Consider the following 24,237-nt stretch of genomic DNA (forward strand, 5'->3'; position numbering starts at 1 on the left):
CCGGCCTCGCCCGGCCCCTCTTCCCAGGCCCGGACCCCGGCCCCGGCCGCGGCCCCGGCCACCGCCTCCCCGCCCGCCGAGTCCGCGCCGCCCCCGCTCACCATCCCCGACACCCCGCCTCCGGTCGACCACGTCGGCTCCGGGCCGCCCACCTACGACGCCGAGCCCACCGCGATTCCGCTCGCCGATCCGGACGATCTCGCGGACCTGGTGGCCGACACCGTGCTGGACGGGGCGCGGTACGGGGCCTGCACGCTGCGGGCGGTCTCCGTGCGCGGCGACTCGGCCCGCTTCCGGGGCGAGCCGCGCCGGGACTCCCTGCTCACCGCCCGCTTCGGCACCGGCGACCAGGCGCTCGTCCTCGTCGCCATGGCGACCGGCGCGCGGGCCACGCCCGGGGCGCACCGGGCCGCCGCCGAGGTGTGTCACTGGATCGGGCGGGCCGTCGGGCGCAGTTACCTCCGCCTCGGCGAGGACATCCGGGCCGCCCGGCGCGGCGACCTCAAGTCGGGTCTGCACCGGCTCACCGACCGCAGTCTCGGCAAGCTCCGGGCCAGCGCCGCTGAGCAGGGGGTCGCGCCCGAGGAGTACACCGCCACGCTCCGCTGTCTGTTGCTGCCGGCCGACCCCGCCTGCCGCACCCGTGTCTTCTTCGGAGTCGGCGAGGGAGGTCTGTTCCGGCTGCGGGACGGCGATTGGCAGGACATCGAGCCGCCCGTCGCCGAGGCGACGGGCGAGGCCGTGGTCGGCTTCGGATCGCTGCCGTCCGAGACCCCCGAGGGCGACCGGCTCACCATGGACCTGGGGATCACGACGCCCCCGAGCCCGTACGAACCTTCCCCCGAGCCACCCCGAGACCCCTTCCGCTTCCGCGCGTCCATCGCCCGTCCGGGTGACACGCTGCTGCTGTGCACCAGCGGCCTCGCGGACCCTCTGCGCGGCCAGCCGCAGCTCGCCGAGCACCTGACGACCCGCTGGTCGACGGGCGAACCGCCGGGTCTCGCGGCCTTCTTCGCGGACACGTTGGTGAGGGTGAAGGGTTACGCCGACGACCGTACGGCGGCAGCCGTCTGGGAGGCGTGATCGGGGCCACTGTGGGTTGATGGTTCCAGGGCCCCGTCGCCTCCGGGCGGATGCCGGGAGTTCGACGACGGGGGACCCTGGGACCGATAGGGGTGCATGCATCCATGGCCAAGCAGAACGTTGCCGACCAGTTCGTGGACATCCTCGCCCGCGCCGGAGTCAGACGTCTGTACGGGGTGGTCGGCGACAGCCTCAACCCGATCGTGGACGCCGTCCGTCGCAACTCAGCCGTCGACTGGGTCCATGTCCGGCATGAGGAGACCGCGGCCTTCGCGGCGGGCGCCGAGGCACAGATCACCGGGAAGCTGACCGCGTGCGCCGGCTCCTGTGGCCCCGGCAACCTCCACCTCATCAACGGCCTGTACGACGCACACCGCTCCATGGCCCCCGTGCTCGCCCTCGCCTCGCACATACCGTCCAGCGAGATAGGTCTCGGCTACTTCCAGGAGACCCACCCCGACCAGCTGTTCCGCGAGTGCAGCCACTACAGCGAGCTGATATCCAACCCGAGGCAGATGCCCCGGCTGCTGCAGACGGCGATCCAGCACGCGATAGGCCGCAGCGGCGTGAGCGTCGTCTCGCTCCCGGGCGACATAGCGGACCAGCCGGCCCCCGACCAGGTCGCCCAGACCGCTCTCGTCACCTCCCGGCCCACCGTCCGCCCGGGTGACGCCGAGATCGACCGGCTCGTGCGGATGATCGACGAGGCACAGAGGGTCACCCTCTTCTGCGGCAGCGGCACCGCGGGCGCGCACGCCGAGGTCATGGAGTTCGCCGAGAAGATCAAGTCCCCGGTGGGCCACGCCCTGCGCGGCAAGGAGTGGATCCAGTACGACAACCCGTACGACGTCGGAATGAGCGGTTTGCTCGGCTACGGTGCCGCCTACGAGGCCACGCACGAGTGCGACCTGTTGATCCTGCTGGGCACCGACTTCCCGTACAACGCCTTCCTCCCGGACGATGTGACGATCGCCCAGATCGACATACGACCGGAGAACCTGGGCCGGCGCTCCCGGCTGGACCTCGCGGTGTGGGGCGATGTCAAGGAGACCCTGCGCTGTGTCATCCCGCGTGTGAAGCCCAAGGTCAACCGCCGCTTCCTCGACAAGATGCTGAAGAAACACGCGGACGCCCTCGAAGGCGTGGTGAAGGCTTACACGCGCAAGGTCGACAAGCACATCCCGATCCACCCCGAGTACGTGGCGGCCGTCCTCGACGAGATCGCCGACGAAGAGGCGGTCTTCACGGTCGACACAGGGATGTGCAACGTATGGGCGGCCCGCTACATCTCGCCCAATGGCCGCCGGCGCATCATCGGTTCGTTCTCCCACGGTTCGATGGCGAACGCGTTGCCGATGGCGATCGGCGCGCAGTTCACCGACCGGAACCGGCAGGTCGTGTCGATGTCCGGTGACGGCGGGTTCTCGATGCTGATGGGTGACTTCCTGACCCTGGTGCAGTACGACCTGCCGGTGAAGGTGGTCCTGTTCAACAACTCCTCGCTCGGCATGGTGGAGCTGGAGATGATGGTCGCCGGACTGCCCTCGTACGGCACGGCCACCAAGAACCCCGATTTCGCGGCCGTGGCCCGCGCGTGCGGGGCTTACGGCATCCGGGTGGAGAAGCCCAGGCAACTCGCGGGCGCCCTGAAGGACGCCTTCCGGCACAAGGGTCCGGCACTGGTCGATATCGTCACCGACCCGAACGCCCTGTCCATCCCGCCGAAGATCAGCGCGGAGATGGTGACGGGCTTTGCGCTCTCCGCCTCGAAGATCGTGCTGGACGGAGGCGTCGGCCGCATGCTGCAGATGGCCCGCTCCAACCTGCGCAACGTGCCCCGGCCCTAGCAGGTCCGAGGTGCACAGACCGGAACCCCGGCCCGATTCCGGCGGGCCGGGGTTCTCGTTCCTTTCTGCATCACGCGGGTGACCGGGTCACCGGCCGCCGCCTCCGTCGAATCCGCCGTCGAAGCCGCCGTCGAATCCGCCACCGAATCCGCCACCGAATCCGCCGCCGAAGCCGCCGAAGCCGCCGAAGCCGCCGAAGCCGCCGAATCCGAAGTCCTCGCGATGGACAATTCGGAAGCTGGCCACCACGCCGTGCTTGACCTTCACACCGCCCCGGACACGACGGGGGAACAGCCCGTTGCTGGAGCTGAAGGGGCCGACGGTGGCGATGGGAGCACCGTTGTCGCAGGTGGCGCCGTTGAACACCTCGACGGTCCGCTTGCTGTCGTTGCGAACGTTCAGGCTGTTGGCGCCGAGCCCGCTGACCACGGTGATGCAGCCGTCCGGGACCGCCGTGTAGGTGCGCTCGTTGATGTGGACCACACCGATGAACGGGCGACGGAACCCACCACCACCCCGGCGGCCGCCCTCGAAGCCCTTGCCGACGTTGTTCTCGCCGCTGCCGCCCTGGACGGTGGTGGGAGCGGCCGCTTGCTGGGCGACCGGAGCCGTCTGGACCGGCTCGGAGGCGGCCGAGGCGTAGGTGATGCCGGTGGCTGCCAGGGCCGCGGCGGCCGCGGATGCGGCTGTGACTACTTTGGAACGCGTTGCCATGTGAGTTCTCCTGTCTGAGAGACGTCGGCTGTGAGCCGATGCGTGATTGAACGTACATACCCGGGCAATGCGTGTCATGTCGGACATGCTGAAAATATGACGAACACTTCGATTGGAGTAATGTCGTCACTGACGCCCCGTCACTCGGGGGAGGGTGCCGCGGGGCCTTCGTCGACGCAGGCGTCGTAGGGTTCCGTGAATCCAACTGCCGCCCCTCGGCAGTGACTTGACTGCGCCGGCCGTCGGCAAGTGGGTGGCGCACGTCGAACCCGGAGTTCTACTGGAGCGACCGCAGCCCTCGTACGGCCGTATCGGCAGTCCCCAGTCGGTCGATAAGCCCCTTGGCGGCGGTCGAACTCCCGCCCGATCGAGCGTTTCCGACGCGCCGCATTCGGTCGTTGACGATTCGACATGACTGTCGTCCCGCCGACGGGGCATGGATCCCCGTGAACATGTTCGACCAGGAGGGGAACCGACATCCACGTGCGGGCGGGGGACATGAAGAGGCGAGCACGAGGGGGCGGTCCCGGGGTCATCGGGGCCTCCTCGGCGAATAAGACGGAGGAAACGACCGACGGCGCGACGGACCGATCAGACGGCATACAACTCAGGCGCAGGCTGGGACGGGCCGATTTACGGGCGGTGCCCGAGGCGCGCAGGGCCCTGCGCGAGCTGCTCACTCACTGGGGAAAGCCGGGACGATCCGAGATAGCCGAACTGCTCACCAGCGAACTCGTCACCAACGCGCTCATCCACACCGATCACGACGCGGTCCTGACGGCCACCGTCTCACCGGATGGACTCCACGTGGAAGTGCGGGACTTCGAGGGACGCAGGCCGAGGCTGCGGGTACCGAACGCCGACTACGGTACGCACGGCAGAGGCCTGATGCTGGTGCAGTCCCTCGCGGACGAGTGGGGCGTACGGTCCCATGGCGTGGGAAAGGCGGTCTGGTTCGAACTGGACGCGGGAGCCGCATGACGCACTGAAGGGGGCGCGGCACCCGCCGCGCCCCCTTCCAGTGACTGCGTCAGGTCTCAGCCGAACTGCTGCTCGAGGTCCTTGAGCTTGCGCTCCAGGGAGTCGAGGCGGGGCAGAGCCATGGTGTCGTCCTCGGCGGTGAGGTCGACCGTGATCGGGTCAGCGGAGGAGCTCCGGACGGGCTGCAGCGAGGGACGGGTACGCGCGGGCAGTTCTCCCGCGGGTATGGCGGGCTCCGAAGAGACCGGCGGTGTCGCCCGCTCCACGGTCGGCATATCGACCTTGCGTCCGCCGTTGCCGCCGGTCAGCGCGTGGTGGCCGCGGCTGAGCGCCTTGAGCTGCGCACGCTCGACCCGCTGCTGCTCGCGCTGCCGCGCCTTGTTCAGCTCCTTCTGGCGCTGGTCCTCGCGGACCTCCTCGACGGCCTCGTCCAGGCTGCGCACGCCCTCGAGCAGCATCAGCGACCAGGCCTTGTACGTCTCACGGGGCGCCCGCAGCCAGCGGACGATGCGGATCTGCGGCAGCGGACGCGGCACCAGGCCCTGTTCGCGCAGTGCGGCGCGGCGGGTCTGCTTCAGTGCACGGTCGAAGAGCACCGCGGCCGAGAGCGACATGCCCGCGAAGAACTGCGGGGCGCCCGCGTGGTCGATGCCCCGGGGCGCGTGCACCCAGTTGAACCAGGCGGAGGCAGCCGCGAACGTCCATACCAGGATCCGGGAGCCGAGCGCCGCGTCACCGTGGCTGGCCTCGCGCACCGCGAGCACGGAGCAGAACATGGCCGCACCGTCCAGGCCGAACGGGACCAGGTACTCCCAGCCGCCGGTGAGGCCGAGGTTCTGCTGGCCGAAGCCGACCAGGCCGTGGAAGGAGAGCGCCGCGGCGACGGCGGCACAGCAGAAGAGCAGCACATAGGAGGCAGTGGCGTACATGGCCTCCTTGCGCCTGCGGCGCTCCTCGGCGCGCTCCCACGAGTCGTCCGCGCTCGCGTTCTCCCCGGAGGAGCGCTTGCCGCGCGCGAGCACCGCCACCGCTGCCACCGCGCCCAGGAGCAACACGGCGCCCGGAAGCAGCCAGTTCAGCGATATGTCGGTCAGTCTCATCTGGGGTCCCTTGCATTGGGATAGGGCGTAACGCCCGCCATAGTGGCCCAATCCCACCGGCCCTCAGGGGGTTTCGGGGCAAGAGGCCGCCAAGGAAGTGCAAGGGGATGCCCAGGGCGGCGTTCTGCTCGAACTGCCGCTTGAGGGGCGGGAGTTGAGTTCGAATAAGACTACCCGTACGGGTGGTTCCACGGAAAGTTCCTGCGACGAGTGAGGAAGTTGTGAAACGCCTGTAATCCGTGTGGGAGTCCCATCCGGAGCGGATCTTACGGCACATGGCGCACGGTTGGTCGCGGGGCCCCTGAGATGACGTCAACCGGTCGGCGTCATCGCCGTCTTGCCGACCCGGTCGGCGTCGCAGGAGCCATGGGACGGTGATCAGCGGGCAGCCTCGTCCCGCGCCAGGGGTGCGTCGAGCGTGGCCCCGCCCTCCGCGGGACTGGCGGCCGGGACGGGGCGGGAGTGGGTGTGTAGGGGCCGCTTCTTCGCGCCCACCCTTAGGTAAGGCTTACCTTATTCAAAGGGATCGATGTTTGAACTGGCGAGTAAGGCGCCTAAGGTTCTTCACGAGCGGTAACAATCCACATGAATGTGACCCGCAGTACCACCAGCACCGCCAGGACCGGAGGAGGACCCCGTGGAGCAGGCCCGTTCCCGCAGCGCGGAGGGCTCCGCCGAGCCGGCGGTTCCGGACATCCGGACGGAGTCCGCCCGGGTGCCGCCGCAGCTGAGGCCGGGGGACGAGGTGCGCGAGCGGGGTGTCGCCACCGGCTCTACGCGCGGTGAGCACACCCACAGCGAGCCGCCGATCCCGCTCCCGCGGGTGGAGGAGAGGCGGCACTCCGGAGCGGGCCAGGAGGCTTCGCCCGGCGCGGAGCGGTTCCCGGCCGAAGGCGGGCGTCCCGTCGTCCAGCGGTCCTCGGTCCGCGGCCAGATCCTCGACGCCCTGCGCACCGCGCTGGTCGCGGGAGAGCTGACGCCCGGCGAGGTCTACTCCGCGCCCGCGCTCGGTGAGCGGTTCGGGGTGTCCGCGACCCCCGTGCGCGAGGCGATGCAGCAGCTGGCGCTGGAGGGAGCCGTCGAGGTCGTGCCCAACCGGGGCTTCCGTGTCGTCGTGCGCGGCGCCCGCGAACTGGCCGAACTGGCCGAGATCCGGGCGCTGATCGAGGTCCCGGTGATGCTGCGGCTCGCCCGTACGGTGCCCGCCGAACGCTGGGCGGAGCTGCGCCCGCTCGCCGAGGCGACCGTGCGTGCCGCGTCCTCCGGGTGCCGGGCCACGTACGCCGAGTCCGACCGCGCCTTCCACCGCGCGGTGCTCGCCCTCGCGGGCAACGAGCAACTGGTGCGGATCGCGGAGGACCTGCACCGACGCGCCCAGTGCCCGCTCGTGGGCGGCCCCGCCTCGCGCGGCCGCGCCGAGCTGACCGCCGACGCGGCCGAGCACGCGGCCCTGCTGGACGCGCTGGTCGCACAGGACCTCGCGGTGGTTCAGGCGCTGGTACGGGAGCACTTCGCCGGGGCGTCCTGAGCGGACGGGTGGTGGTCAGCCGCCGTGACCGGTGGCGGTCCGGGTCAAGGAGTCGTGCCAGGCGGCCTTTGCGCCGGAGTCGCCGATGCGGTAGACGTCGACGACCGCGCCGGTGGCCACCGCGACGGACAGCAGGGCCGCAGCGACCCGGACGATCGCGCCGCCGCGGGTCCCGGTCGCAGCCGAGGAGCGGTCGCCGGGGGCGGACGTCCGGCGGGTCGTCCACCAGACGAGGGTCGCCAGCACGAACAGGCCCGCGGCCCACGGCAGCAGCCCGTCGCCGAGCTCGGCGTGCCGGCGCACCAGCGTGTCGCTGTCGACGTGCCGCTCCAGCCACTCGCCCGCCTGGGTCGTCAGGGGCACGGTGACCAGGGTGACGAACGCGAGCACGGGCAGGATCAGCCCCAGCCGCCGCGCGGCCCTGGACCAGACGGCACTGATGACGAGCGCCAGCGCGCTCAGGGGGACCAGGACGATGACGAAGTGGACGAACAGCACGTGCGCGGGCAAGCCGTTGACGAGGCTCATCGGGTACTCCTCCAGGAGGCGACCAGTCGGCGGGCGGCGCGGACCCGGTCCGAGCCGCCGATCGGCGCGCCAGCCTGGCACAGCAATTTCTCAGCTTCTTCTGAGGGTGAACCTGGATGAACCGGTCAATATGTTACGAAGCGTCCGGTCCCGGCGCCGGTTTCACCGAAGCCAGCTGCCGTGCCAGCCACGTCGGTACGCCGCCCAGGAGCCGGAACAGCCGACCCGCCTCGGCCCGTAGCCGGGACGCCTCCGGCTCGGTCTCCGTGTCCGCGAGCGACGCCAGCGCCGGTGCCGTACCGACGAGGTAGCCCAGCTCCTCACGGATCCGCAGCGACTCGGCGAAGCCGTGCCGTGCCTCCTTCATCTCGCCGTCGCGCAGGGCGAGTCCGGCGAGGTGCCGCCAGGTGAAGGAGAGCAGCAGCTCGTCGCCGTGCGCCGAGGCGCCCGCGTGGGCCCGGTGATAGGCGGCACGGGCGGCCTGCGGGGAACGGGCGAGGTTCTCGGCGAGCAGCCCGCGCCGGAAGTCCAGCATCGCCCGGCCCGGGGCGCCGGGCGGGATCAGTGCGGCGGCCCGGCCGAGCGCGGCGCGGGCCTCGTCCGCCCGGTCCCGTACGCCGTGCAGCGTGGCCGCGTACGCCAGCTGGCCGCGCTCGCAGGCCGCGGCCCCCCGCTCCTCGTCGCTGTGGGCCTGTGCCTCGGCCGTGCGCAGCGCGTCCTCGGCCTCCTCCCAGCCCTGCTCCGTGTACAGGCACCGCTCGACGAGCAGCGCCGCCCGCTGGAGCGAGGCCTCGGCCGTCCCCGGCTGGAGGAGCGCCGCCGCGTCGGCCCAGCAGGCGCGTGAGCGCAGCCGCCATACCGCGGTCTGGAGTGGATCGTCACCTGCGGTCGTTCCGGTACCAGACATGGCGGTATGCGCCACGTTGCCCTCCCCGAGCACGCCATTGAGCTTTGAGTGGTGGCGGCATTCCAGCACCAATCGCCGGGCCCGGCCAAGAGGGTGTGTGTGAAAGATTTCACTTGCGCTAAACTCGTGCAGTCAGTCTGTGAGCCCTTTGAAGGCACGAACCGGTTTACCGGGGACACGGTTGTGGCTGGCGTCGATCGGGCCGGCGTCATCGGGGTCTCCCCGGTGTGGGCCAGGCCACCGGTCCCGCGCCCGCCGGGGCGGATGCGACCTCCATGCCGCAGCCGGCGGCGCCGAGGAGCTCGACGAGGTGCGAACTGCCGGTCACAAGCTCGCCGTTCACGGCGAGAAGGTGGCAAAGTCGTAGGACACCACATGGGGCGGGAACGGCACGTGGTTCCACCCGCCCCATGATCTCAGCTCATGCGCAGGGCAAGGAAGAAGTCGAGCTTGTCCTCCAGCCGCGAAAGGTCCCGGCCCGTCAACTGCTCAATACGCCCCACTCGGTACCGCAGCGTGTTGACGTGCAGGTGCAGCCGGGTGGCACAGCGGGTCCAGGAGCCGTCGCAGTCGAGGAACGCCTCCAGCGTCGGGATCAGCTCGGCGCGGTGCCGGCGGTCGTAGTCCCGGAGGGGATCCAGGAGGCGGGCCGTGAAGGCGCGGCGCACGTCGTCCGGGACGAACGGCAGCAGCAGCACATGCGAGGCCAGCTCCTGGTGGCCGGCCGCGCAGACCCGCCCGGGGCGGGCGGCGGCGACCCGGCGGGCGTGCCGCGCCTCCTCCAGGGCGCCGCGCAGCCCCTCGGCCGAGTGCACCGCCGCGCTGACGCCCAGCGTGAGCCGCCCGTCACCGTCGAGCCCTGCGGACAACGGGTCCCGTACCGCCTCCAGGAGGGCGTCGGCGAGGATGCCCGACTCGGAGCCGTCGTGCTCCGTGGACACGGCGGGAAGCGGGACCAGCGCGATCGCTTCGTCACCCATGTGGGCCACGGCTATGCGGTCGGAGTGCTCCGGACCGGTCGACATCGGGTCGACCAGGATCTCCTCCAGCAGCGACTGGGCCACCGGGCCGCCCTCGATCTGTCCCGCGCGCCGCCCGGCACCGCCCTCGGCCGAGGGCCCTGCGGGCCCGCCCCGTACTTCGTCCCACTCGACCCGGGCCACGACCACCTGCCAGTGCGGGGCCGCCCCGAGGCCGGGCAGCAGCACGGGTGCGGCGACCCGCAGCCGGGCCGCGATCTCGGCGGGCGCGGCCCCCGTCTGCACCAGCTCCAGGACCTCCTGCGCGAGCCGCCGCCGCACGGTGCGCGCCGCGTCCCGCCGGTCCCGTTCGACCGCTATCAGCTGGGTGACGCCCTGAAGCAGGTCGAGCCGCTCCTCGGCCCAGTCCCCCGCGTCCGCCTCGACGGCCAGCAGCCAGTCGGACAGCACCGTCTCGCGCACGTCCCGCGAGGCGCCTCCGCCGCGGCTGCTGCTGCGGATCGGGAAGAGCGAGTACGTCGTCGTACCGACCGTCACCCGGTGCGGTCCGCGACGGCCGGTGCGCGCTGCCGCAAGATGCTCGGCGGCCAGTTGGGTGCACACGTCCGCCGTCAGCCCCGGCGTCGGCCCGGCGATCGGCCGGCCGGTGGGGGAGAGCACCCAGGCACGCAGGTCCAGGTCGGAGCCGAGCAGGTCCAGGACCACGTCCGGGCCGCCGCCCGCCGGGCCCGAGGTCATCATCCGCCGGTGCCGGTCCACCACGGCCGCCAGATCGCCGGCCCGCTCGCCGGAGACCTGCCGTACGACGTGCTCGGTGATCGTGGCGAACGCCACCGACTCGTGCACGGCGAACAGCGGCAGCCGGTGCCGGGCGCAGGCCACGACCAGATCGTCCGGAATGTCGCCCAGCTCCGCCTCGCCCGCGGCGAGCGCGGCGACGCCCGCACCTGCGAGAATGCGGACGAAGGGCTCGGAGTCCGCGGCGGTGTGCCGCCACGCCAGGCCCGTGAGGACCAGTTCACCGCCGGAGAGGTATCGGCTGGGGTCCTTGAGATCCGTGGTCATCACACCGCGCACGGTGCGGTCCAGCTCGTCCCCGCCGCCGAGCAGCCGCAGCCCCAGCGCGTCGGTGTTCAGCAGTGCGCGCAGCCGCATGTCGCGTCGCCGTCCTTGTCCAGAAATCTACGTTCGGTCGGCCAGGGCGTTTGGCCTGGGCTTTCGGAAGCAGTGCTCGCGTTTTCCCTGGTTGTGCGCGGTGTTTCCAGAGGAAAGCGGAGAGGTTACTGATGGCCTCCGTTCATACGAATCTACAAGATGGGCGCCCTGGCCAGCCAACTCCTTCATGGTTTCGGTGACTGACCCTGGTGGAGGACGGGGCGGTGTACTGACTCCACTCCGCGTGAACAGGACATGAATGAGCCGGGCCCCCCGCACCGGAACTGGCTCGATCCGTACGACCAACGAGACGAAGAAGAGAGCCGGTCATGGACTTCCTTCGCCCCGCGAGCTGGGAGGAGGCGCTCGCCGCCAAGGCAGAGCACCCCACCGCCGTGCCGATTGCGGGTGGCACCGACGTGATGGTCGAGATCAACTTCGACCACCGGCGGCCCGAATACCTGATGGACCTGAACCGCATCGGCGACCTCTACGAGTGGGAGGTCGGAGAGAACAGCGTTCGGCTCGGGGCCTCCGTCCCGTACACGAAGATCATGGAGAACCTGCGGACCGAACTGCCGGGCCTGGCCCTCGCCTCCCACACGGTCGCCTCCCCGCAGATCCGTAACCGTGGCGGCGTCGGCGGCAACCTCGGCACCGCCTCCCCGGCCGGTGACGCCCACCCGGCCCTCCTTGCGGCCGGCGCCGAGGTCGAGGTCGAATCCGTGCGCGGCTCCCGCCGCATCCCGATCGACGACTTCTACACCGGCGTGAAGCGCAACGCGCTCGCCCCGGACGAGCTGATCAGGGCCGTCCACATCAAGAAGGCCGACGGCCCTCAGCAGTACTCGAAGGTCGGTACCCGCAACGCGATGGTCATCGCGGTGTGCGCCTTCGGTCTCGCCCTGCACCCCGAGACCCGCACGGTCCGCACGGGCATCGGCTCCGCCGCGCCCACCCCCGTCCGGGCCAAGGCCGCCGAGGAGTTCCTGAACGCGGCGCTCGAAGAGGGCGGCTTCTGGGACAACGGCAAGATCATCACGCCGTCGGTCGCCAAGCAGTTCGCGGACCTGTGCTCCGCCGCCTGCAACCCGATCGACGACGTCCGGGGCACCGCGAGCTACCGCCGGCACGCCGTCGGCGTGATGGCCCGCCGCACGCTGACCTGGACCTGGGAGTCGTACCGCGGCACCGCCCGCCGCACCTCGGAGGGAGCTGCGTAATGCGCGTCAACTTCACCGTCAACGGACGGCCGCAGGAAGCCGACGACGTGTGGGAGGGCGAGTCCCTGCTGTACGTGCTGAGGGAGCGGCTCGGTCTTCCGGGGTCGAAGAATGCCTGTGAGCAGGGCGAGTGCGGTTCGTGCACGGTCCGCCTGGACGGCGTGCCGGTGTGTTCCTGCCTGGTCGCCGCCGGTCAGGTCGAGGGCCGCGAGGTCGTCACGGTCGAGGGGCTCGCGGACTACGCGAAGCAGCGTTCCTGTGGGAGCGGTGCGTGCGGCACGTCGCTGGACGAGGCCAAGCACTGGCAGGCGAAGGGCACCGACTCCCAGACCGGCGAAGGGGGCGAACTGTCGCCCGTCCAGAAGGCGTTCATCGACGCCGGCGCCGTCCAGTGCGGCTTCTGCACCCCGGGTCTGCTCGTCGCCGCCGACGAGATGCTGGAGCGGAACCCGAACCCGACCGACGCGGACATCCGTGAGGCGCTGTCGGGCAACCTGTGCCGCTGCACCGGCTACGAGAAGATCATGGACGCGGTCCGCCTGGCGGCCGCCCGGCAGTCCGAGGGGGTCTGAGCATGCCCAACGGCGCTCCCACCAAGATCACGCAGGGCTCGCAGACAAAGGGAGGCATCGGCGAGTCCACGCTCCGCCCGGACGGCACCCTCAAGGTCACCGGCGAGTTCGCGTACTCGTCCGACATGTGGCACGAGGACATGCTCTGGGGCCAGATCCTGCGCTCCACGGTCGCACACGCCGAGATCGTCTCCATCGACACGAGCGAGGCCCTGGCCACGCCCGGCGTGTACGCGGTCATGACATACGACGACCTGCCGACCGACGTGAAGAACTACGGCCTGGAGATCCAGGACACGCCGGTCCTCGCCCACGGCAAGGTCCGCCACCACGGCGAGCCGGTCGCGATCGTCGCCGCAGACCACCCGGAGACCGCCCGCCGTGCAGCGGCCAAGATCAAGGTGGAGTACCGCGAGCTGCCGGTCATCACGGACGAGGCCTCCGCGACCGCTCCGGACGCGGTCCTGGTCCACGAGAACCGAACCGACCACCACATCGGCCACGTCTCCCACCCGAACATCGTCCACCGTCAGCCGATCGTCCGCGGCGACGTGACGGAGGCCGCGAAAAGGGCCGACGTGATCGTCACGGGCGAGTACACCTTCGGCATGCAGGACCAGGCCTTCCTCGGCCCCGAGTCCGGACTCGCGGTCCCGGCGGAGGACGGCGGTGTCGACCTGTACATCGCCACCCAGTGGCTCCACTCCGACCTGCGCCAGATCGCGCCCGTACTCGGCCTGCCGCCGGAGAAGGTACGCATGACACTGTCCGGTGTCGGCGGCGCGTTCGGCGGTCGCGAGGACCTGTCGATGCAGATCCACGCCTGTCTGCTGGCGTTGCGCACCGGCAAGCCCGTCAAGATCGTCTACAACCGTTTCGAGTCCTTCTTCGGGCACGTCCACCGCCACCCGGCGAAGCTGTACTACGAGCACGGGGCGACCAAGGACGGCAAGCTGACGCACGTCAAGTGCCGCATCGTGCTCGACGGTGGCGCCTACGCCTCCGCCTCTCCCGCCGTCGTCGGCAACGCCTCCTCGCTCGGCGTCGGCCCGTACATCGTGGACGACGTCGACATCGAGGCCATCGCCCTCTACACCAACAACCCGCCCTGCGGCGCCATGCGCGGCTTCGGCGCGGTCCAGGCGTGCTTCGCGTACGAGGCCCAGATGGACAAGGTGGCGAAGAAGCTCGGCATGGACCCGGTGGAGTTCCGGCAGCTGAACGCGATGGAGCAGGGCACGATCATGCCGACCGGGCAGCCGGTCGACTCCCCGGCTCCGGTGGCCGAACTCCTGCGCCGGGTCAAGGCGATGCCGATGCCGCCGGAGCGCCAGTGGGAGAGCTCCGAAGGCGCGGATGTACGGCAACTGCCCGGCGGTCTGTCCAACACCACGCACGGCGAAGGCGTCGTACGCGGTGTGGGCTACGCGGTCGGCATCAAGAACGTCGGCTTCTCCGAGGGTTTCGACGACTACTCCACCGCCAAGGTCCGCATGGAGGTCATCGCGGGCGAGCCCGTGGCCACCGTGCACACGGCGATGGCGGAGGTGGGCCAGGGCGGTGTCACCGTCCATGCACAGATCGCCCGCACGGAGCTGGGCGTCGCCCGGGTGACGATCCACCCGGCGGACACCCAGGTGGGGTCGGCGGGGTCGACGTCCGCGTCCCGCCAGACCTACGTCACCGGTGGTGCCGTCAAGAACGCGTGCGAGCTGGTGCGCGAGAAGGTCCTGGAGATCGGACGCCGCAAGTTCGGCTCGTACCACCCCGCTTGGGCCACGGCCGAGCTGCTGCTGGAGGGCGGCAAGGTCGTCACCGACGGCGGCGAGGTGCTCGCCGACCTGGTGGACGTCCTCGGCGACGAGGCGATCGAGGTCGAGGAGGAGTGGCGTCACCGGCCGACCGAACCCTTCGACCTGCGCACCGGCCAGGGCAACGGCCACGTCCAGTACTCCTTTGCCGCGCACCGCGCCGTCGTCGAGGTCGACACCGAGCTGGGCCTGGTCAAGGTCATCGAACTGGCCTGCGCCCAGGACGTCGGCAAGGCCCTCAACCCGCTGTCCGTCGTCGGCCAGATCCAGGGCGGCACGACCCAGGGCCTGGGCATCGCGGTCATGGAGGAGATCGTCGTCGACCCGAAGACGGCGAAGGTGAAGAACCCCTCCTTCACGGACTACCTGATCCCCACCATTCTCGACACGCCGACCATCCCGGTCGACGTGCTCGAACTCGCCGACGAGCACGCCCCGTACGGGCTGCGGGGCATCGGCGAGGCCCCGACCCTGTCGTCAACTCCGGCGGTCCTCGCGGCGATCCGCAACGCGACGGGCCTGGAGCTGAACAGGACGCCGGTCCGTCCGGAACACCTGACGGGAACCTGACCCCTCCGGGGTCGAGCAGGTGAGTTTTTCTGGGGGACTCCGTCCCCCAGACCCCCGATGTTCGTCTCGGGCCGTCCCCCGGGTCGTGCAGATCCCAAATCCCGTACGTCGCCGAAGGCAACGCACGGGTGCCCCTATGAACCTTGGGAGATGGCACCATGACCCAGCAGTCAGTGGAGCCCAGGACCGCCGCAGAAGACGCGGGTGCGGGAACCCGCGTCCCGGCCGGCAGGTCCTGGCTCGACCGGTACTTCCACATATCCCAGCGAGGATCAACGTTCGCGCGTGAGGTGCGCGGCGGCGTCACCACCTTCATGGCGATGGCGTACATCCTCCTGCTCAACCCCCTGATCCTGTCCGGCAAGGACGCGGCGGGGGACACCCTCGGCCAGAAGGCCCTGATCACCGCGACCGCGTTCGCCGCGGCCTGCACCACGCTGCTGATGGGTTTCGTCGGCAAGGTGCCGCTCGCCCTCGCCGCAGGTCTCTCCGTCTCCGGCGTCATCTCCTCGCAGGTGGCCCCGCAGATGACCTGGCCGCAGGCCATGGGCATGTGTGTGATGTACGGCGTGGTCATCATGCTGCTGGTCCTCACCGGCCTACGCGAGATGATCATGAACGCGATTCCGCTCGCGCTCAAGCACGGCATCACGATGGGCATAGGCCTGTTCATCGCCCTCATCGGCTTCTACAAGTCCGGCTTCGTGCACCAGGGGAAGGCCACCCCGGTCACCCTCGGCCCCGCGGGCGAACTCGCCGGCTGGCCCGTTCTCCTCTTCGCCGGGACCCTGCTCCTGATCTTCATGCTCCAGGCCCGGAACGTGCCCGGCGCCATCCTCATCGGCATCGTCAGCGGCACGATCGTCGCCGCGATCCTCAACGCCGCCGGGGTCATCAAGTCCGACGCCTGGGCCGGCGGCGCCCCCGAACTGCACGGCAGCGCGGTCTCGATGCCCGACTTCTCGCTCTTCGGGCACGTCGAGTTCGGCGGCTGGAGCAAGGTCGGCGCGATGACCGTCGGCATGATCGTCTTCACGCTCGTCCTCGCCGGTTTCTTCGACGCGATGGCCACCATCATCGGCGTCGGCACCGAGGCGGGACTCGCCGACGACAAGGGCCGGATGCCCGGCCTGTCCAAGGCGCTGCTCATCGACGGCGCGGGCGGCGCGATCGGCGGCGTGGCCGGCGGCTCCGGCCAGACGGTCTTCATCGAATCGGCCACGGGGGTCGGCGAGGGAGCGCGCACGGGCCTCGCCTCGGTCGTCACCGGCCTGTTCTTCGCGGCCTGCCTGTTCTTCACCCCGCTCACGGCGATCGTCCCCCAGGAGGTGGCGTCCGCCGCCCTGGTCGTCATCGGCGCGATGATGCTGATGAACGCCCGCCATGTGGACTGGGCCGACCGCGCCACCGCGATCCCGGTGTTCCTGACCGTGGTCCTGATGCCGTTCACGTACACCATCACCACGGGTGTCGCCGCGGGTGTCGTCTCGTATGTCGCCATCAAGGCAGCCCAGGGCAAGGCGCGTGAGATCGGCGCCTTCATGTGGGGCCTGACGGCGGTCTTTCTGATCTACTTCGCCCTCAACCCGATCGAGAGCTGGCTGGGCGTCCACTAGGCGCCGGACGCCCCAGGAGCCCTCCCGCACACGTCCTCAAGGAGACCGAGAGATGCTGGACATCGCCGACGAGCTGCACCGGTGGGTCGAGCAGGGACGCGACTTCGCCGTCGCCACGGTGGTGGCGGTCGGCGGCAGCGCCCCGCGCCGGCCCGGCGCCGCCCTCGCGGTGGACGCCGACGGCACGGCGATCGGCTCGGTCTCCGGCGGCTGTGTCGAGGGCGCCGTGTACGACCTGTGCCAACAGGCCCTGCAGGACGGCGAAACCGTCCTGGAGCGCTTCGGGTACAGCGACGAGGACGCCTTCGCCGTCGGCCTGACCTGTGGCGGCGTCATCGACATCCTCGTCACACCGGTGCGGGCGGCCGATCCCGCCCGTCCGGTGCTCGCGTCCGCGCTGGCCGCCGCGGCCTCCGGCTCCGCCGCGGCCCTCGCGCGGATCGTGACGGGCCCGGCCGAACTGCTCGGCCGGGCGCTGCTCGTACGTCCTGACGGCGCGTACGACGGCGGCTTCGGTGCCCACCCCGAACTGGACCGCACGGCGGCGGCCGAGGCGGGCGCCTTCCTGGACGCCGGCCGCACCGGAACCCTGGAGATCGGAGAGCAGGGATCTCGCTGCGGAGCACCGCTCACGGTGCTGGTCGAGTCGTCCGTGCCGCCGCCCCGGATGATCGTTTTCGGTGCGATCGACTTCGCCTCCGCGCTGGTCCGCATCGGCAAGTTCCTCGGCCACCATGTGACGGTCTGCGACGCCCGCCCGGTCTTCGCCACCCGTGCCCGCTTCCCGGAGGCCGACGAGATCGTCGTCGAGTGGCCGCACAAGTACCTGGAGCGCACGGAGGTCGACGCCCGCACGGTCCTGTGCGTCCTGACCCACGACGCCAAGTTCGACGTACCGCTGCTCCAGCTGGCGCTCAGGCTTCCGGTCGCCTACGTCGGGGCGATGGGCTCCCGGCGCACTCACCTGGACCGTAACGAGCGCCTGCGTGAAGCCGGCGTCACCGAGCTGGAGCTGGCGCGCCTGAGGTCCCCGATCGGCCTCGACCTCGGCGCCCGTACGCCCGAGGAGACCGCTCTGTCCATCGCCTCGGAGATCGTCGCGGCACGCCGAGGCGGCAGCGGCGTCTCCCTCACCGGCGCCCACACCCCGATCCACCACGACGAGACGCCCACCGGGACGGGCAGGATCGGCTCGGCGGCCTGACGGAGAGGATCACCCGAACAGCGGATCGCGTGCCGCATCGCCGACGAGCTTCGAGCCGTCGGGAGCGGATCGGATTCCGGACCGGACGGGGCCGCCCTGCCTGGGCACCATGGGCTGTGCCGAGCCGGTGCGTGCGGTTCCGGTCTCCTCCCGGAGGGCCGAGGGCCGGTTCTCCGCCCAGGCCGTGAGCTTCGGGTCGTCCAGCGCGTCCACCCACAGATCGGCGAGGGCCAGGGCCTCCCGGCCGGGTCGGCGTCCCACCCCGATGACCCGCAGACCCGCGGCGACGGCGGCCTTCAGCCCGTTGACCGAGTCCTCCACCGCCAGGGCGCTGCCGCAGTCCACACCAAGACGCCGTACGGCCTCCGCGTAGGTGTCGGGCTGCGGTTTGGGACGTACTCCCGCCTCCGGTACGACGACGTGCCGGAAGTGGTGCCGTAAGCCCACGGACTCCAGGCAGAACTCCACCACGTCCGCAGGGCAGTTGCTGGCCACGGCCAGGGGTGCGCCCCGGCCGAGGGCCGTCACCAGGGTCTGAGCTCCGCGCGTGGCCGCCGGGTGCTGCGCGACAAGAGCGCGGAAGGTCGCCAGGAGTTGCAGCGTCATCTCCTCGGCTCTGTCGGGCTTGCCGCCGAGGCGCGCCATGAGGGCGCCGCACTCGGTGTAGTGCAGGCCTTTGGTGCTTTCCGTGAACTCCTGGCCGGGTTCGATGGCGTGGTCCCGCAGGACGATGTCACGCGCCTGCTGCCAGTGCCGTTCGGAGTCCACCAAAGTGCCGTCGCAGTCGAAGACGACGGCTCGTGGTGTCCAGTCGAAAATGCGATGGGATGTCATGTGCTTGCCGTTCTGGCCCAGGACGGAACTGCCGGAGGGCGGCACGCTCCGCCGGTCGACGAATACCGGTGCGCCTGCGGCGCTTCCCTCACTTCACTCCGGGAAAGCGTGAAATCGCAGGCGGATATGGCTGTTTCGCGCATGCCGTGGGCGCGCACCATGGACTGCGGTGGTTCCGTGTGCATTCGGAACCAGAAACATAATGAACGTTACGCTTGGTCCCGGAGTTCGTGGAGATTTGCCACCGCAATACGCACATATGGGTGACGGCTCAGCTGTAGCGCAGCACCCCTTCGGCCGTCTGCCCGTCGCCCTGCCGGAAAGAGAAGAAGCCGGTACGGCCGTGGAGGGAACAGTGAATGACGGCGGGCGGTGTGTGTTCGGTGAATCGCAAGGCCGTCATCCGGCCTGAAACCGGTCGGACGAGATGTCCTCCGCTGCGCAGGGCGACAGCCTGCCGAGCCGCCTCCAGCAAGGCCATCCCCGGGACGTGGTCCGTGCCGTGGTCGAAGAAGAAGGGATGGCGGGGATCGGCGGGATCCATCAGGAGATCCCCGTCCTCCAGGGAGACCAGGACGTCCGGCTCCGACTCCAGACCCAGCAGGGCCGGTTCCGGCCGCGGGCGCCCACCCGAGGCCACGGCCGTGGCGGCCCGGCCCCGGAGCTGCGTGTACCGTCCGGCGTCGAGGAACCGAGCCCCGCCCGCAGCGTGGGCGAAGGTGCGGCCGCCGGCCAGGAAGTCGACCCGCATCCGAAGCCCGGTCAGCATGGTCCCGGTGCGGTCGGTGCGAAGGCCGCCGACCGTGGCCAGGCAGGTGATCTCGCTTGCGCCGTGCGGTGCCCTGGGCTCCGCCGACACATCGAGGTCGAAGGACACGTCACTGATCAGGCACCGGACCGTGGGGGGCACGTCCAAGTGACGCAGCGGAATGTAGATGCCGAGCTGACGCAGTGTCTCGACGACCATCCACGGGCTGTGCCGGTCGTCACGCCCTCGGGGGAATGTGGGATGTGAACGGGTCCACGCGGCCGCGGCGCGGAAGGCGAGGGGCCCGTACTGGCGGACGTCCGTCAGCAGGACCTCGGCCACCGAGATCCTGTGCACCAGTTCGCGTTCGACGGTCCTGGACCAGCTCAGGGAACTCAGGGATTCGCGCGAGTCCTGTGTACGCTGACCGAAGTCCATGGAAAAGACTAAAAATAATACCGTCGATTCCGCATGCCGGTTTTCACGGCCCGGTGGCGGAGGCGACTACATTCCTCCTCGGCACCCACCGACGGGCAAGGGAACGCGAGTGCAGGATCGGGCGGAAGAAACCCGCAAAGCCGTATTGCTGGCAGCAGCTCACCTGTTCTTCGAACGGGGGTACGTGGCGACCAGTATCAGTGATATCAGCGAACGGTCCGGCCGTACCAGCGGGGCCATCTACTTCCACTACACCAACAAGGAGCAGCTTGCCCTTGCCGTGGTGAAAGCACATTTCGCAACCTGGCCGGCCATGGTCGCGCGCCATGAAGCGGCCCCCGAACCGGCCCTGGAGAAGCTTGTGCGCCTCAGCTTCGCGGTCGGGCGCGCGTTCCGTGACGACGTCCTCGTCCGCGCGGGCGCCCGGCTCTGGGCCGAGCGCAGGTCCATCGACGTCGAGATGCCTCCACCCTTCGTGGACTGGATCGCCACGGTCGAGCGCATGCTCACCCGGGCGCGCGCCGAGGGCGACCTCGCCTCCCACGCGGAGCCGAGCCGCGACGCGCCCACCCTGGTCGCCGCGTTCTTCGGACTGCACACGCTCTCCGACGTGCTCGACGACCGTCTGCTGATCGAGGACCGCCTGGCCGATCTCTGGCTGCTGCTGCTTCCCGGCCTGCAGACCGACCCCACCCCACACGCCCTGCTGGCCAGGGCGAGCACCCACCTGGTCACGGGCGCGTGACGCGGTCCCGTGACCGTGTCCTGCGCAACCGCGAGGAGCTAGACGGGCTTGCGGGCCAGGATGTACGCCTGCGGGGTGTTCTCCCGCTCGTCGGCCGCACGCTCGAGCCGGGCGACCTCGACGAACCCGGCGTCCGCCAGCAGCCCGGAAACCTGCTCGGGCCGGAAGCGGTAGACGTCGAGGGACAGGTCGTGTCCGTACGCGTGGTCCAGGTGCACGCACTCGTCGCCGACCTTGAAGGCCATGAGGAGATGGCCACCGGGAGCCAGGACCCGGTGGAACTCCCGGAAGGTCACGGGGAGTTCCCGGGGCGGCGTGTGCACCGTGGAGTACCAGGCCAGTGCGCCGGCCAGGGTGCCGGCCTCGACGTCGAGGCCGGTCATCGACCCCACCTCGAACCGCAGTCCCGGGTACGCCTGCCGGGCCACGGCCACCATCTGCGGCGACAGGTCGATCCCGAAGGCATCGAGCCCGAGCTTGTCCAGGTAGGTCGTCACCCGTCCCGGCCCGCACCCCAGATCCCCGACGGGCCCGCCCCCGCCGCCCAGCACCCGCTCGGCGAACACCCCCAACATGGCCCGGTCGAAGGGCATGTTGTCCAGCTCGTTCCTCAACAGCCGGTCGTAGTCGACGGCCACGGTGTCGTACGAGTCCCTGGTGGCCTTCAGATGCGAGGTCTCCGTCATGGGCCAGGACTGTAGAGGCCGCCACTGACAACTACCCGCGCGGCTCCCCGTGATGGGAGTCGTACTCCAGCAAATTCCTCACCGCGCGCCCGAACGTCCGCCGCGCCACCCAGCCGAGCGGCCGGTCGAACAGCCTCGGCAGCAGGCGTACGGAAAGGTCCTCCCGCCACACCACGCGCGAGTGTCCCACGCCGTGCGGATGCACCTCGATCTCGGCCCAGCCGGTGACGAAACCGCCCCGCTTGACCAGCCGGCACCGCCTCGGGGGCTGCCAGGCGACCACCTCCATCGGGTCGTCGAAGGCGAGCGGTCCGATGCCGGAGCGGGCCACGAACACCGTGCCCGCGGCGGTCGGCGGCGGGGTGCGCACGGTGATCCGGGTCAGCGGTGCCACGTCCGCGTGGCGCGGCCAGTCCGTGAGCCGGAGCCAGGCCTGGTCGACGGGGAGCGGGGCGACGCGTTCGAGGTGGAAGAGGACCACGGGGGGATCGTACGCACCGGGGGTCCCATCCGTTCCCTCAGCCACGCGCGGATGGACAGAACCTGAATTCCCGGCGGAACAAGTGACAAAGCGAGCAATCTCATTAGCATTCCCGGCATGGGCGGGCAACGCGCCCGTCCCCCAGGGGGAGTTGGTCACCATGCCACTGAAGGCCTATGGCGTCCTCATAGGGCGCGCCGTCGACACCCGCCGCGAGGCAGGAGCCGACACACCGCACTACCAGATCCACCTGACGGACGATCAGGACACGCACTTCCGCGCGGCCGTCAATGTGAAGTCGCAGGAAAAGCCCTCCGATCTGCTCTACCTCGTCAGCGAGGACTTCCGGCATCCGGTCACCGACCGGCTGCAGGGCCTCACCGGCGGCTGGAACACGCTGCCGCCCGGTCCCGGCGGGCCGAATCTCGACTTCGTCCGCGGCAACCTCTTCGACCCGGCCCGGATGCGCCCGCTGCCGCCGGACGTCAGCGGCCCCGACAATGACCTGGCCGACCTCCTCGACCACTATGTGCGGCGCGCGGTCGGCGACTCGGAAGCCCGGCTGTACGTCTTCGGCGAGCGCTGGGGCCCCGAGTCGAACGTCCGTGACAAGGTCTTCGGCTTCCTGCCCGGCAACGGCGTCCACGACGTCCACATGAACCAGGGCAACAGCGGGCGCTTCGCGCAGGACGACGGCGTCTGGCAGGACGGCGGACTGCTGCTCCACTTCCCCGCCCAGTCCCGCTGGGTCGGCATCTTCCTCGCCTTCCAGAGCCAGCAGTGGCACACGGACGACGTCACGGGCCACGCCCTCGACCCGGACGGCGCCCGTCCCGAGCCCGGTGACCCGTCGGTACGGATCGTGGCCGCCCTGGTCAACCCGAGCGGCCCGGACCCCGAGCCGGAGACCGTCACCCTCATCAACGCCTCGCCCGCCCCGGTCGACCTCACCGGCTGGAGCCTGGTGGACCGCCTCGGCCACACCTGCCCGGTACCGCCGGGCCCCCTCGCGGCCGGTCTCTGTCTGACCGTCCCGCTCGCCGACGGCGCCCAGCTCGGCAACCACGGCGGCGAGGTCACCCTGCTCGACGCCGACGGCCGGAAGGTGCACGGGGTGTCGTACACCGCGCAGCAGGCGGCGCGGGAGGGCTGGACGGTGGTGTTCTGAGCAGAGTCCGGACATAGCGGCCTCTACCGCGTTCGCACCGATGTACGGCACCATGAGGCGACCTTTCACCCCTGGCCGAAGGGCGCCCCGTGGACCGTCAACTGCACGGCAGGCTGGACGAGTTACAACGTGATCCGTACCCGCACTACGCACGGGCGCGGCAGGCCGACGGCCTCATCCATGTCGCCGAACTGGACGCCTGGCTGGTGGCGCGGGACGCCGACGTGAGGGAGGTGCTGCGGCGGCCCGAGGACTTCTCGTCGGGCAACGTGCTCAGGCCCGATGTGATGCCCTCGCCCGCCGCGTTCGCCGTGCTCGGCCGCGGCTTCGGCGGGCGCCCCGTCGTCGTCACCTCGGACGGGACGCGGCATCAGGAGCTGCGCACCCCGATCGTCCGCGGGCTCTCGCCCGCCCGGGTCGCCGCCGTGCTGCCCTACGCCGCCGAACGCGTCGCCGGAGTCGTCGACACCTTCTTCAAGGACGGGCATGTCGAGCTGATGTCCGCATACGCCCAGCGGCTGCCCGGAGAGGTCATCGGGCGGATCGTCGGCCTCGACGCCGCCGATGTGCCGGCCGTCGTGCACGGCGGCTACCGCGCGGAGGAACTGCTGTTCCGGCCGTTGGAGGAGGACGAGCAGATCGCGGCCGCCGAGGATGTCGTCGCGATGCAGCACATTCTCGACGGGTACGTACGCGACCGGCGCGCCCACCCCCGTGAGGACCTCATCAGCGAACTCCTCGCCTCCCTGGCCCCGGGAGATGGGGAGCTGACGCTCGATCAGCGGCACGAGATGGTCGCGCATCTGCAGAATCTCCTCATCGCCGGGCATCTGACGACGACGGCCCTGATCGGTACGACCGTGCTGAACTTCCTGCGGCACCCGCGTCAGTGGGAGCTTCTGTGCGCGGAGCCGGACCGCATCCCCGCGGCCATCGAGGAGGCCGCCCGCCACGACAGCGCCCTGCAGGGATTCCGTCGCGTCACCACCCGGCCGGTCACTCTCGCCGGCACCGAACTCCCCGCCGGAGCACAGGTGTTCGTCGCCTTCGGCGGCGCCAACCGGGACGACGCCCGGCATCCGCGCCCCGACGAGTTCGACATCACCCGTACCCCCGTTCGCCATGTCGCCTTCGGCCACGGCGTCCACGGCTGCCCCGGCTCCCAGCTCGCCCGCGAGCAACTGCGTCTCACGCTGGAGGAGTTCACCCGCCGGATGCCCGGGCTGCGGCCGGCCGACGACCGTCCCGTCACCATGCGCCCCACCCTGATCCACCGCTCCCCGGAGAGCCTGCACATAGCCTGGTGACCCGCCTTCGG

Annotated in this window: 22 protein-coding genes; 12 read left to right on the top strand and 10 right to left on the bottom strand. The window is 70.5% G+C overall.

Annotated features, from left to right (window positions below; all coding sequences use genetic code 11):
* Positions 1 to 102 precede the first annotated feature (102 nt).
* Positions 103 to 1,083, top strand: coding sequence for a protein phosphatase 2C domain-containing protein (locus ABT186_RS29830; protein WP_351927710.1), 981 nt, complete (start codon positions 103 to 105; stop codon positions 1,081 to 1,083).
* Positions 1,084 to 1,187: 104 nt separating this feature from the next.
* Positions 1,188 to 2,930 (top strand): pyruvate dehydrogenase, encoded by a 1,743-nt coding sequence (locus tag ABT186_RS29835; RefSeq protein WP_351221350.1) that lies wholly within the window; start codon positions 1,188 to 1,190, stop codon positions 2,928 to 2,930.
* A gap of 87 nt (positions 2,931 to 3,017) precedes the next feature.
* Here ABT186_RS29835 and ABT186_RS29840 read toward each other — a convergent pair whose 3' ends face one another.
* Entirely contained in the window at positions 3,018 to 3,644 is a 627-nt protein-coding gene (locus tag ABT186_RS29840) for a hypothetical protein (protein WP_351221349.1), read from the bottom strand.
* Between the two features lie 498 nt (positions 3,645 to 4,142).
* Here ABT186_RS29840 and ABT186_RS29845 point away from each other — a divergent pair, with 498 nt between their 5' ends.
* Positions 4,143 to 4,625 (top strand): ATP-binding protein, encoded by a 483-nt coding sequence (locus ABT186_RS29845; protein ID WP_351221348.1) that lies wholly within the window; start codon positions 4,143 to 4,145, stop codon positions 4,623 to 4,625.
* A 56-nt stretch (positions 4,626 to 4,681) separates the two neighbouring features.
* Here the strand turns inward: ABT186_RS29845 and ABT186_RS29850 are convergent, their stop codons facing one another.
* Positions 4,682 to 5,725: a DUF2637 domain-containing protein gene (locus ABT186_RS29850; protein ID WP_351226149.1), complete on the bottom strand. Its 1,044-nt coding sequence runs from the start codon at positions 5,723 to 5,725 to the stop codon at positions 4,682 to 4,684.
* A gap of 637 nt (positions 5,726 to 6,362) precedes the next feature.
* On the opposite strand from ABT186_RS29850, the gene ABT186_RS29855 reads away from it, so the two are divergent.
* The gene (locus tag ABT186_RS29855; RefSeq protein WP_351927653.1) at positions 6,363 to 7,253 is read left to right on the top strand and encodes a GntR family transcriptional regulator; all 891 of its coding nucleotides are present in this window, start codon (positions 6,363 to 6,365) and stop codon (positions 7,251 to 7,253) included.
* A gap of 15 nt (positions 7,254 to 7,268) precedes the next feature.
* Here ABT186_RS29855 and ABT186_RS29860 read toward each other — a convergent pair whose 3' ends face one another.
* From ABT186_RS29860 to ABT186_RS29875, 4 genes are all read right to left on the bottom strand, one after another.
* Positions 7,269 to 7,781 carry a DUF2231 domain-containing protein gene (locus ABT186_RS29860; protein WP_351927655.1) on the bottom strand — a complete coding sequence of 171 codons (513 nt, stop codon included), beginning with the start codon at positions 7,779 to 7,781 and terminating at the stop codon, positions 7,269 to 7,271.
* A gap of 133 nt (positions 7,782 to 7,914) precedes the next feature.
* Positions 7,915 to 8,703: a hypothetical protein gene (locus ABT186_RS29865; protein WP_351226157.1), complete on the bottom strand. Its 789-nt coding sequence runs from the start codon at positions 8,701 to 8,703 to the stop codon at positions 7,915 to 7,917.
* A gap of 193 nt (positions 8,704 to 8,896) precedes the next feature.
* Positions 8,897 to 9,031, bottom strand: coding sequence for a hypothetical protein (locus ABT186_RS29870; RefSeq protein ID WP_351927657.1), 135 nt, complete (start codon positions 9,029 to 9,031; stop codon positions 8,897 to 8,899).
* A 73-nt stretch (positions 9,032 to 9,104) separates the two neighbouring features.
* Complete coding sequence (locus ABT186_RS29875; RefSeq protein WP_351226159.1) at positions 9,105 to 10,823, bottom strand: PucR family transcriptional regulator; 1,719 nt, start codon at positions 10,821 to 10,823, stop codon at positions 9,105 to 9,107.
* 329 nt (positions 10,824 to 11,152) lie between these two features.
* Here ABT186_RS29875 and ABT186_RS29880 point away from each other — a divergent pair, with 329 nt between their 5' ends.
* The 5 genes from ABT186_RS29880 (at position 11,153) to ABT186_RS29900 (ending at position 17,819) form a co-directional block, all read left to right on the top strand.
* On the top strand, positions 11,153 to 12,046 hold the full coding sequence (locus tag ABT186_RS29880) for an FAD binding domain-containing protein (protein ID WP_351927659.1): 894 nt from the start codon (positions 11,153 to 11,155) through the stop codon (positions 12,044 to 12,046).
* Positions 12,046 to 12,618 carry a (2Fe-2S)-binding protein gene (locus ABT186_RS29885; RefSeq protein ID WP_351226163.1) on the top strand — a complete coding sequence of 191 codons (573 nt, stop codon included), beginning with the start codon at positions 12,046 to 12,048 and terminating at the stop codon, positions 12,616 to 12,618. The genes ABT186_RS29880 and ABT186_RS29885 overlap by 1 nt, the downstream gene beginning before the upstream one ends.
* A 2-nt stretch (positions 12,619 to 12,620) precedes the next feature.
* Positions 12,621 to 14,999, top strand: a complete 2,379-nt coding sequence (locus ABT186_RS29890) for a xanthine dehydrogenase family protein molybdopterin-binding subunit (protein WP_351226166.1) — start codon at positions 12,621 to 12,623, stop codon at positions 14,997 to 14,999.
* A gap of 158 nt (positions 15,000 to 15,157) precedes the next feature.
* The gene (locus ABT186_RS29895; protein ID WP_351226168.1) at positions 15,158 to 16,615 is read left to right on the top strand and encodes an NCS2 family permease; all 1,458 of its coding nucleotides are present in this window, start codon (positions 15,158 to 15,160) and stop codon (positions 16,613 to 16,615) included.
* A 52-nt stretch (positions 16,616 to 16,667) separates the two neighbouring features.
* Positions 16,668 to 17,819, top strand: a complete 1,152-nt coding sequence (locus ABT186_RS29900) for an XdhC family protein (protein ID WP_351226170.1) — start codon at positions 16,668 to 16,670, stop codon at positions 17,817 to 17,819.
* Between the two features lie 9 nt (positions 17,820 to 17,828).
* On the opposite strand, the gene ABT186_RS29905 is transcribed toward ABT186_RS29900, so the two are convergent.
* Together ABT186_RS29905 and ABT186_RS29910 are read right to left on the bottom strand one after the other, a co-directional pair.
* Positions 17,829 to 18,653, bottom strand: a complete 825-nt coding sequence (locus ABT186_RS29905; protein ID WP_351927661.1) for an HAD family hydrolase — start codon at positions 18,651 to 18,653, stop codon at positions 17,829 to 17,831.
* A gap of 271 nt (positions 18,654 to 18,924) precedes the next feature.
* Entirely contained in the window at positions 18,925 to 19,839 is a 915-nt protein-coding gene (locus ABT186_RS29910) for a ScbA/BarX family gamma-butyrolactone biosynthesis protein (RefSeq protein WP_351927663.1), read from the bottom strand.
* Between the two features lie 109 nt (positions 19,840 to 19,948).
* Here ABT186_RS29910 and ABT186_RS29915 point away from each other — a divergent pair, with 109 nt between their 5' ends.
* Entirely contained in the window at positions 19,949 to 20,584 is a 636-nt protein-coding gene (locus tag ABT186_RS29915) for a ScbR family autoregulator-binding transcription factor (RefSeq protein WP_351226176.1), read from the top strand.
* Between the two features lie 38 nt (positions 20,585 to 20,622).
* Here the strand turns inward: ABT186_RS29915 and ABT186_RS29920 are convergent, their stop codons facing one another.
* Complete coding sequence (locus ABT186_RS29920) at positions 20,623 to 21,270, bottom strand: class I SAM-dependent methyltransferase (protein WP_351226178.1); 648 nt, start codon at positions 21,268 to 21,270, stop codon at positions 20,623 to 20,625.
* A 31-nt stretch (positions 21,271 to 21,301) separates the two neighbouring features.
* Positions 21,302 to 21,751 (bottom strand): SRPBCC family protein, encoded by a 450-nt coding sequence (locus ABT186_RS29925; protein ID WP_351927665.1) that lies wholly within the window; start codon positions 21,749 to 21,751, stop codon positions 21,302 to 21,304.
* Positions 21,752 to 21,911: 160 nt separating this feature from the next.
* Between ABT186_RS29925 and ABT186_RS29930 the strand changes: the two genes are divergently transcribed.
* Positions 21,912 to 22,919, top strand: a complete 1,008-nt coding sequence (locus ABT186_RS29930) for a DUF2278 family protein (RefSeq protein WP_351927667.1) — start codon at positions 21,912 to 21,914, stop codon at positions 22,917 to 22,919.
* An 89-nt stretch (positions 22,920 to 23,008) separates the two neighbouring features.
* On the top strand, positions 23,009 to 24,226 hold the full coding sequence (locus ABT186_RS29935) for a cytochrome P450 (protein ID WP_351226184.1): 1,218 nt from the start codon (positions 23,009 to 23,011) through the stop codon (positions 24,224 to 24,226).
* The last annotated feature ends 11 nt before the right edge of the window (positions 24,227 to 24,237 follow it).

This window comes from Streptomyces sp. NPDC001634 (genome assembly GCF_040298185.1).
Lineage (GTDB): Bacteria > Actinomycetota > Actinomycetes > Streptomycetales > Streptomycetaceae > Streptomyces.

Bases quoted from the DNA above. Each gene is read 5' to 3' on its own strand.
- ABT186_RS29835 (WP_351221350.1), top strand. From the start codon at position 1,188: ATGGCCAAGCAGAACGTTGCCGACCAGTTCGTGGACATCCTCGCCCGC.
- ABT186_RS29840 (WP_351221349.1), bottom strand. From the start codon at position 3,644: ATGGCAACGCGTTCCAAAGTAGTCACAGCCGCATCCGCGGCCGCCGCG.
- ABT186_RS29845 (WP_351221348.1), top strand. From the start codon at position 4,143: ATGAAGAGGCGAGCACGAGGGGGCGGTCCCGGGGTCATCGGGGCCTCC.
- ABT186_RS29850 (WP_351226149.1), bottom strand. From the start codon at position 5,725: ATGAGACTGACCGACATATCGCTGAACTGGCTGCTTCCGGGCGCCGTG.
- ABT186_RS29860 (WP_351927655.1), bottom strand. From the start codon at position 7,781: ATGAGCCTCGTCAACGGCTTGCCCGCGCACGTGCTGTTCGTCCACTTC.
- ABT186_RS29875 (WP_351226159.1), bottom strand. From the start codon at position 10,823: ATGCGGCTGCGCGCACTGCTGAACACCGACGCGCTGGGGCTGCGGCTG.
- ABT186_RS29880 (WP_351927659.1), top strand. From the start codon at position 11,153: ATGGACTTCCTTCGCCCCGCGAGCTGGGAGGAGGCGCTCGCCGCCAAG.
- ABT186_RS29885 (WP_351226163.1), top strand. From the start codon at position 12,046: ATGCGCGTCAACTTCACCGTCAACGGACGGCCGCAGGAAGCCGACGAC.
- ABT186_RS29890 (WP_351226166.1), top strand. From the start codon at position 12,621: ATGCCCAACGGCGCTCCCACCAAGATCACGCAGGGCTCGCAGACAAAG.
- ABT186_RS29895 (WP_351226168.1), top strand. From the start codon at position 15,158: ATGACCCAGCAGTCAGTGGAGCCCAGGACCGCCGCAGAAGACGCGGGT.
- ABT186_RS29900 (WP_351226170.1), top strand. From the start codon at position 16,668: ATGCTGGACATCGCCGACGAGCTGCACCGGTGGGTCGAGCAGGGACGC.
- ABT186_RS29905 (WP_351927661.1), bottom strand. From the start codon at position 18,653: ATGACATCCCATCGCATTTTCGACTGGACACCACGAGCCGTCGTCTTC.
- ABT186_RS29910 (WP_351927663.1), bottom strand. From the start codon at position 19,839: ATGGACTTCGGTCAGCGTACACAGGACTCGCGCGAATCCCTGAGTTCC.
- ABT186_RS29920 (WP_351226178.1), bottom strand. From the start codon at position 21,270: ATGACGGAGACCTCGCATCTGAAGGCCACCAGGGACTCGTACGACACC.
- ABT186_RS29930 (WP_351927667.1), top strand. From the start codon at position 21,912: ATGCCACTGAAGGCCTATGGCGTCCTCATAGGGCGCGCCGTCGACACC.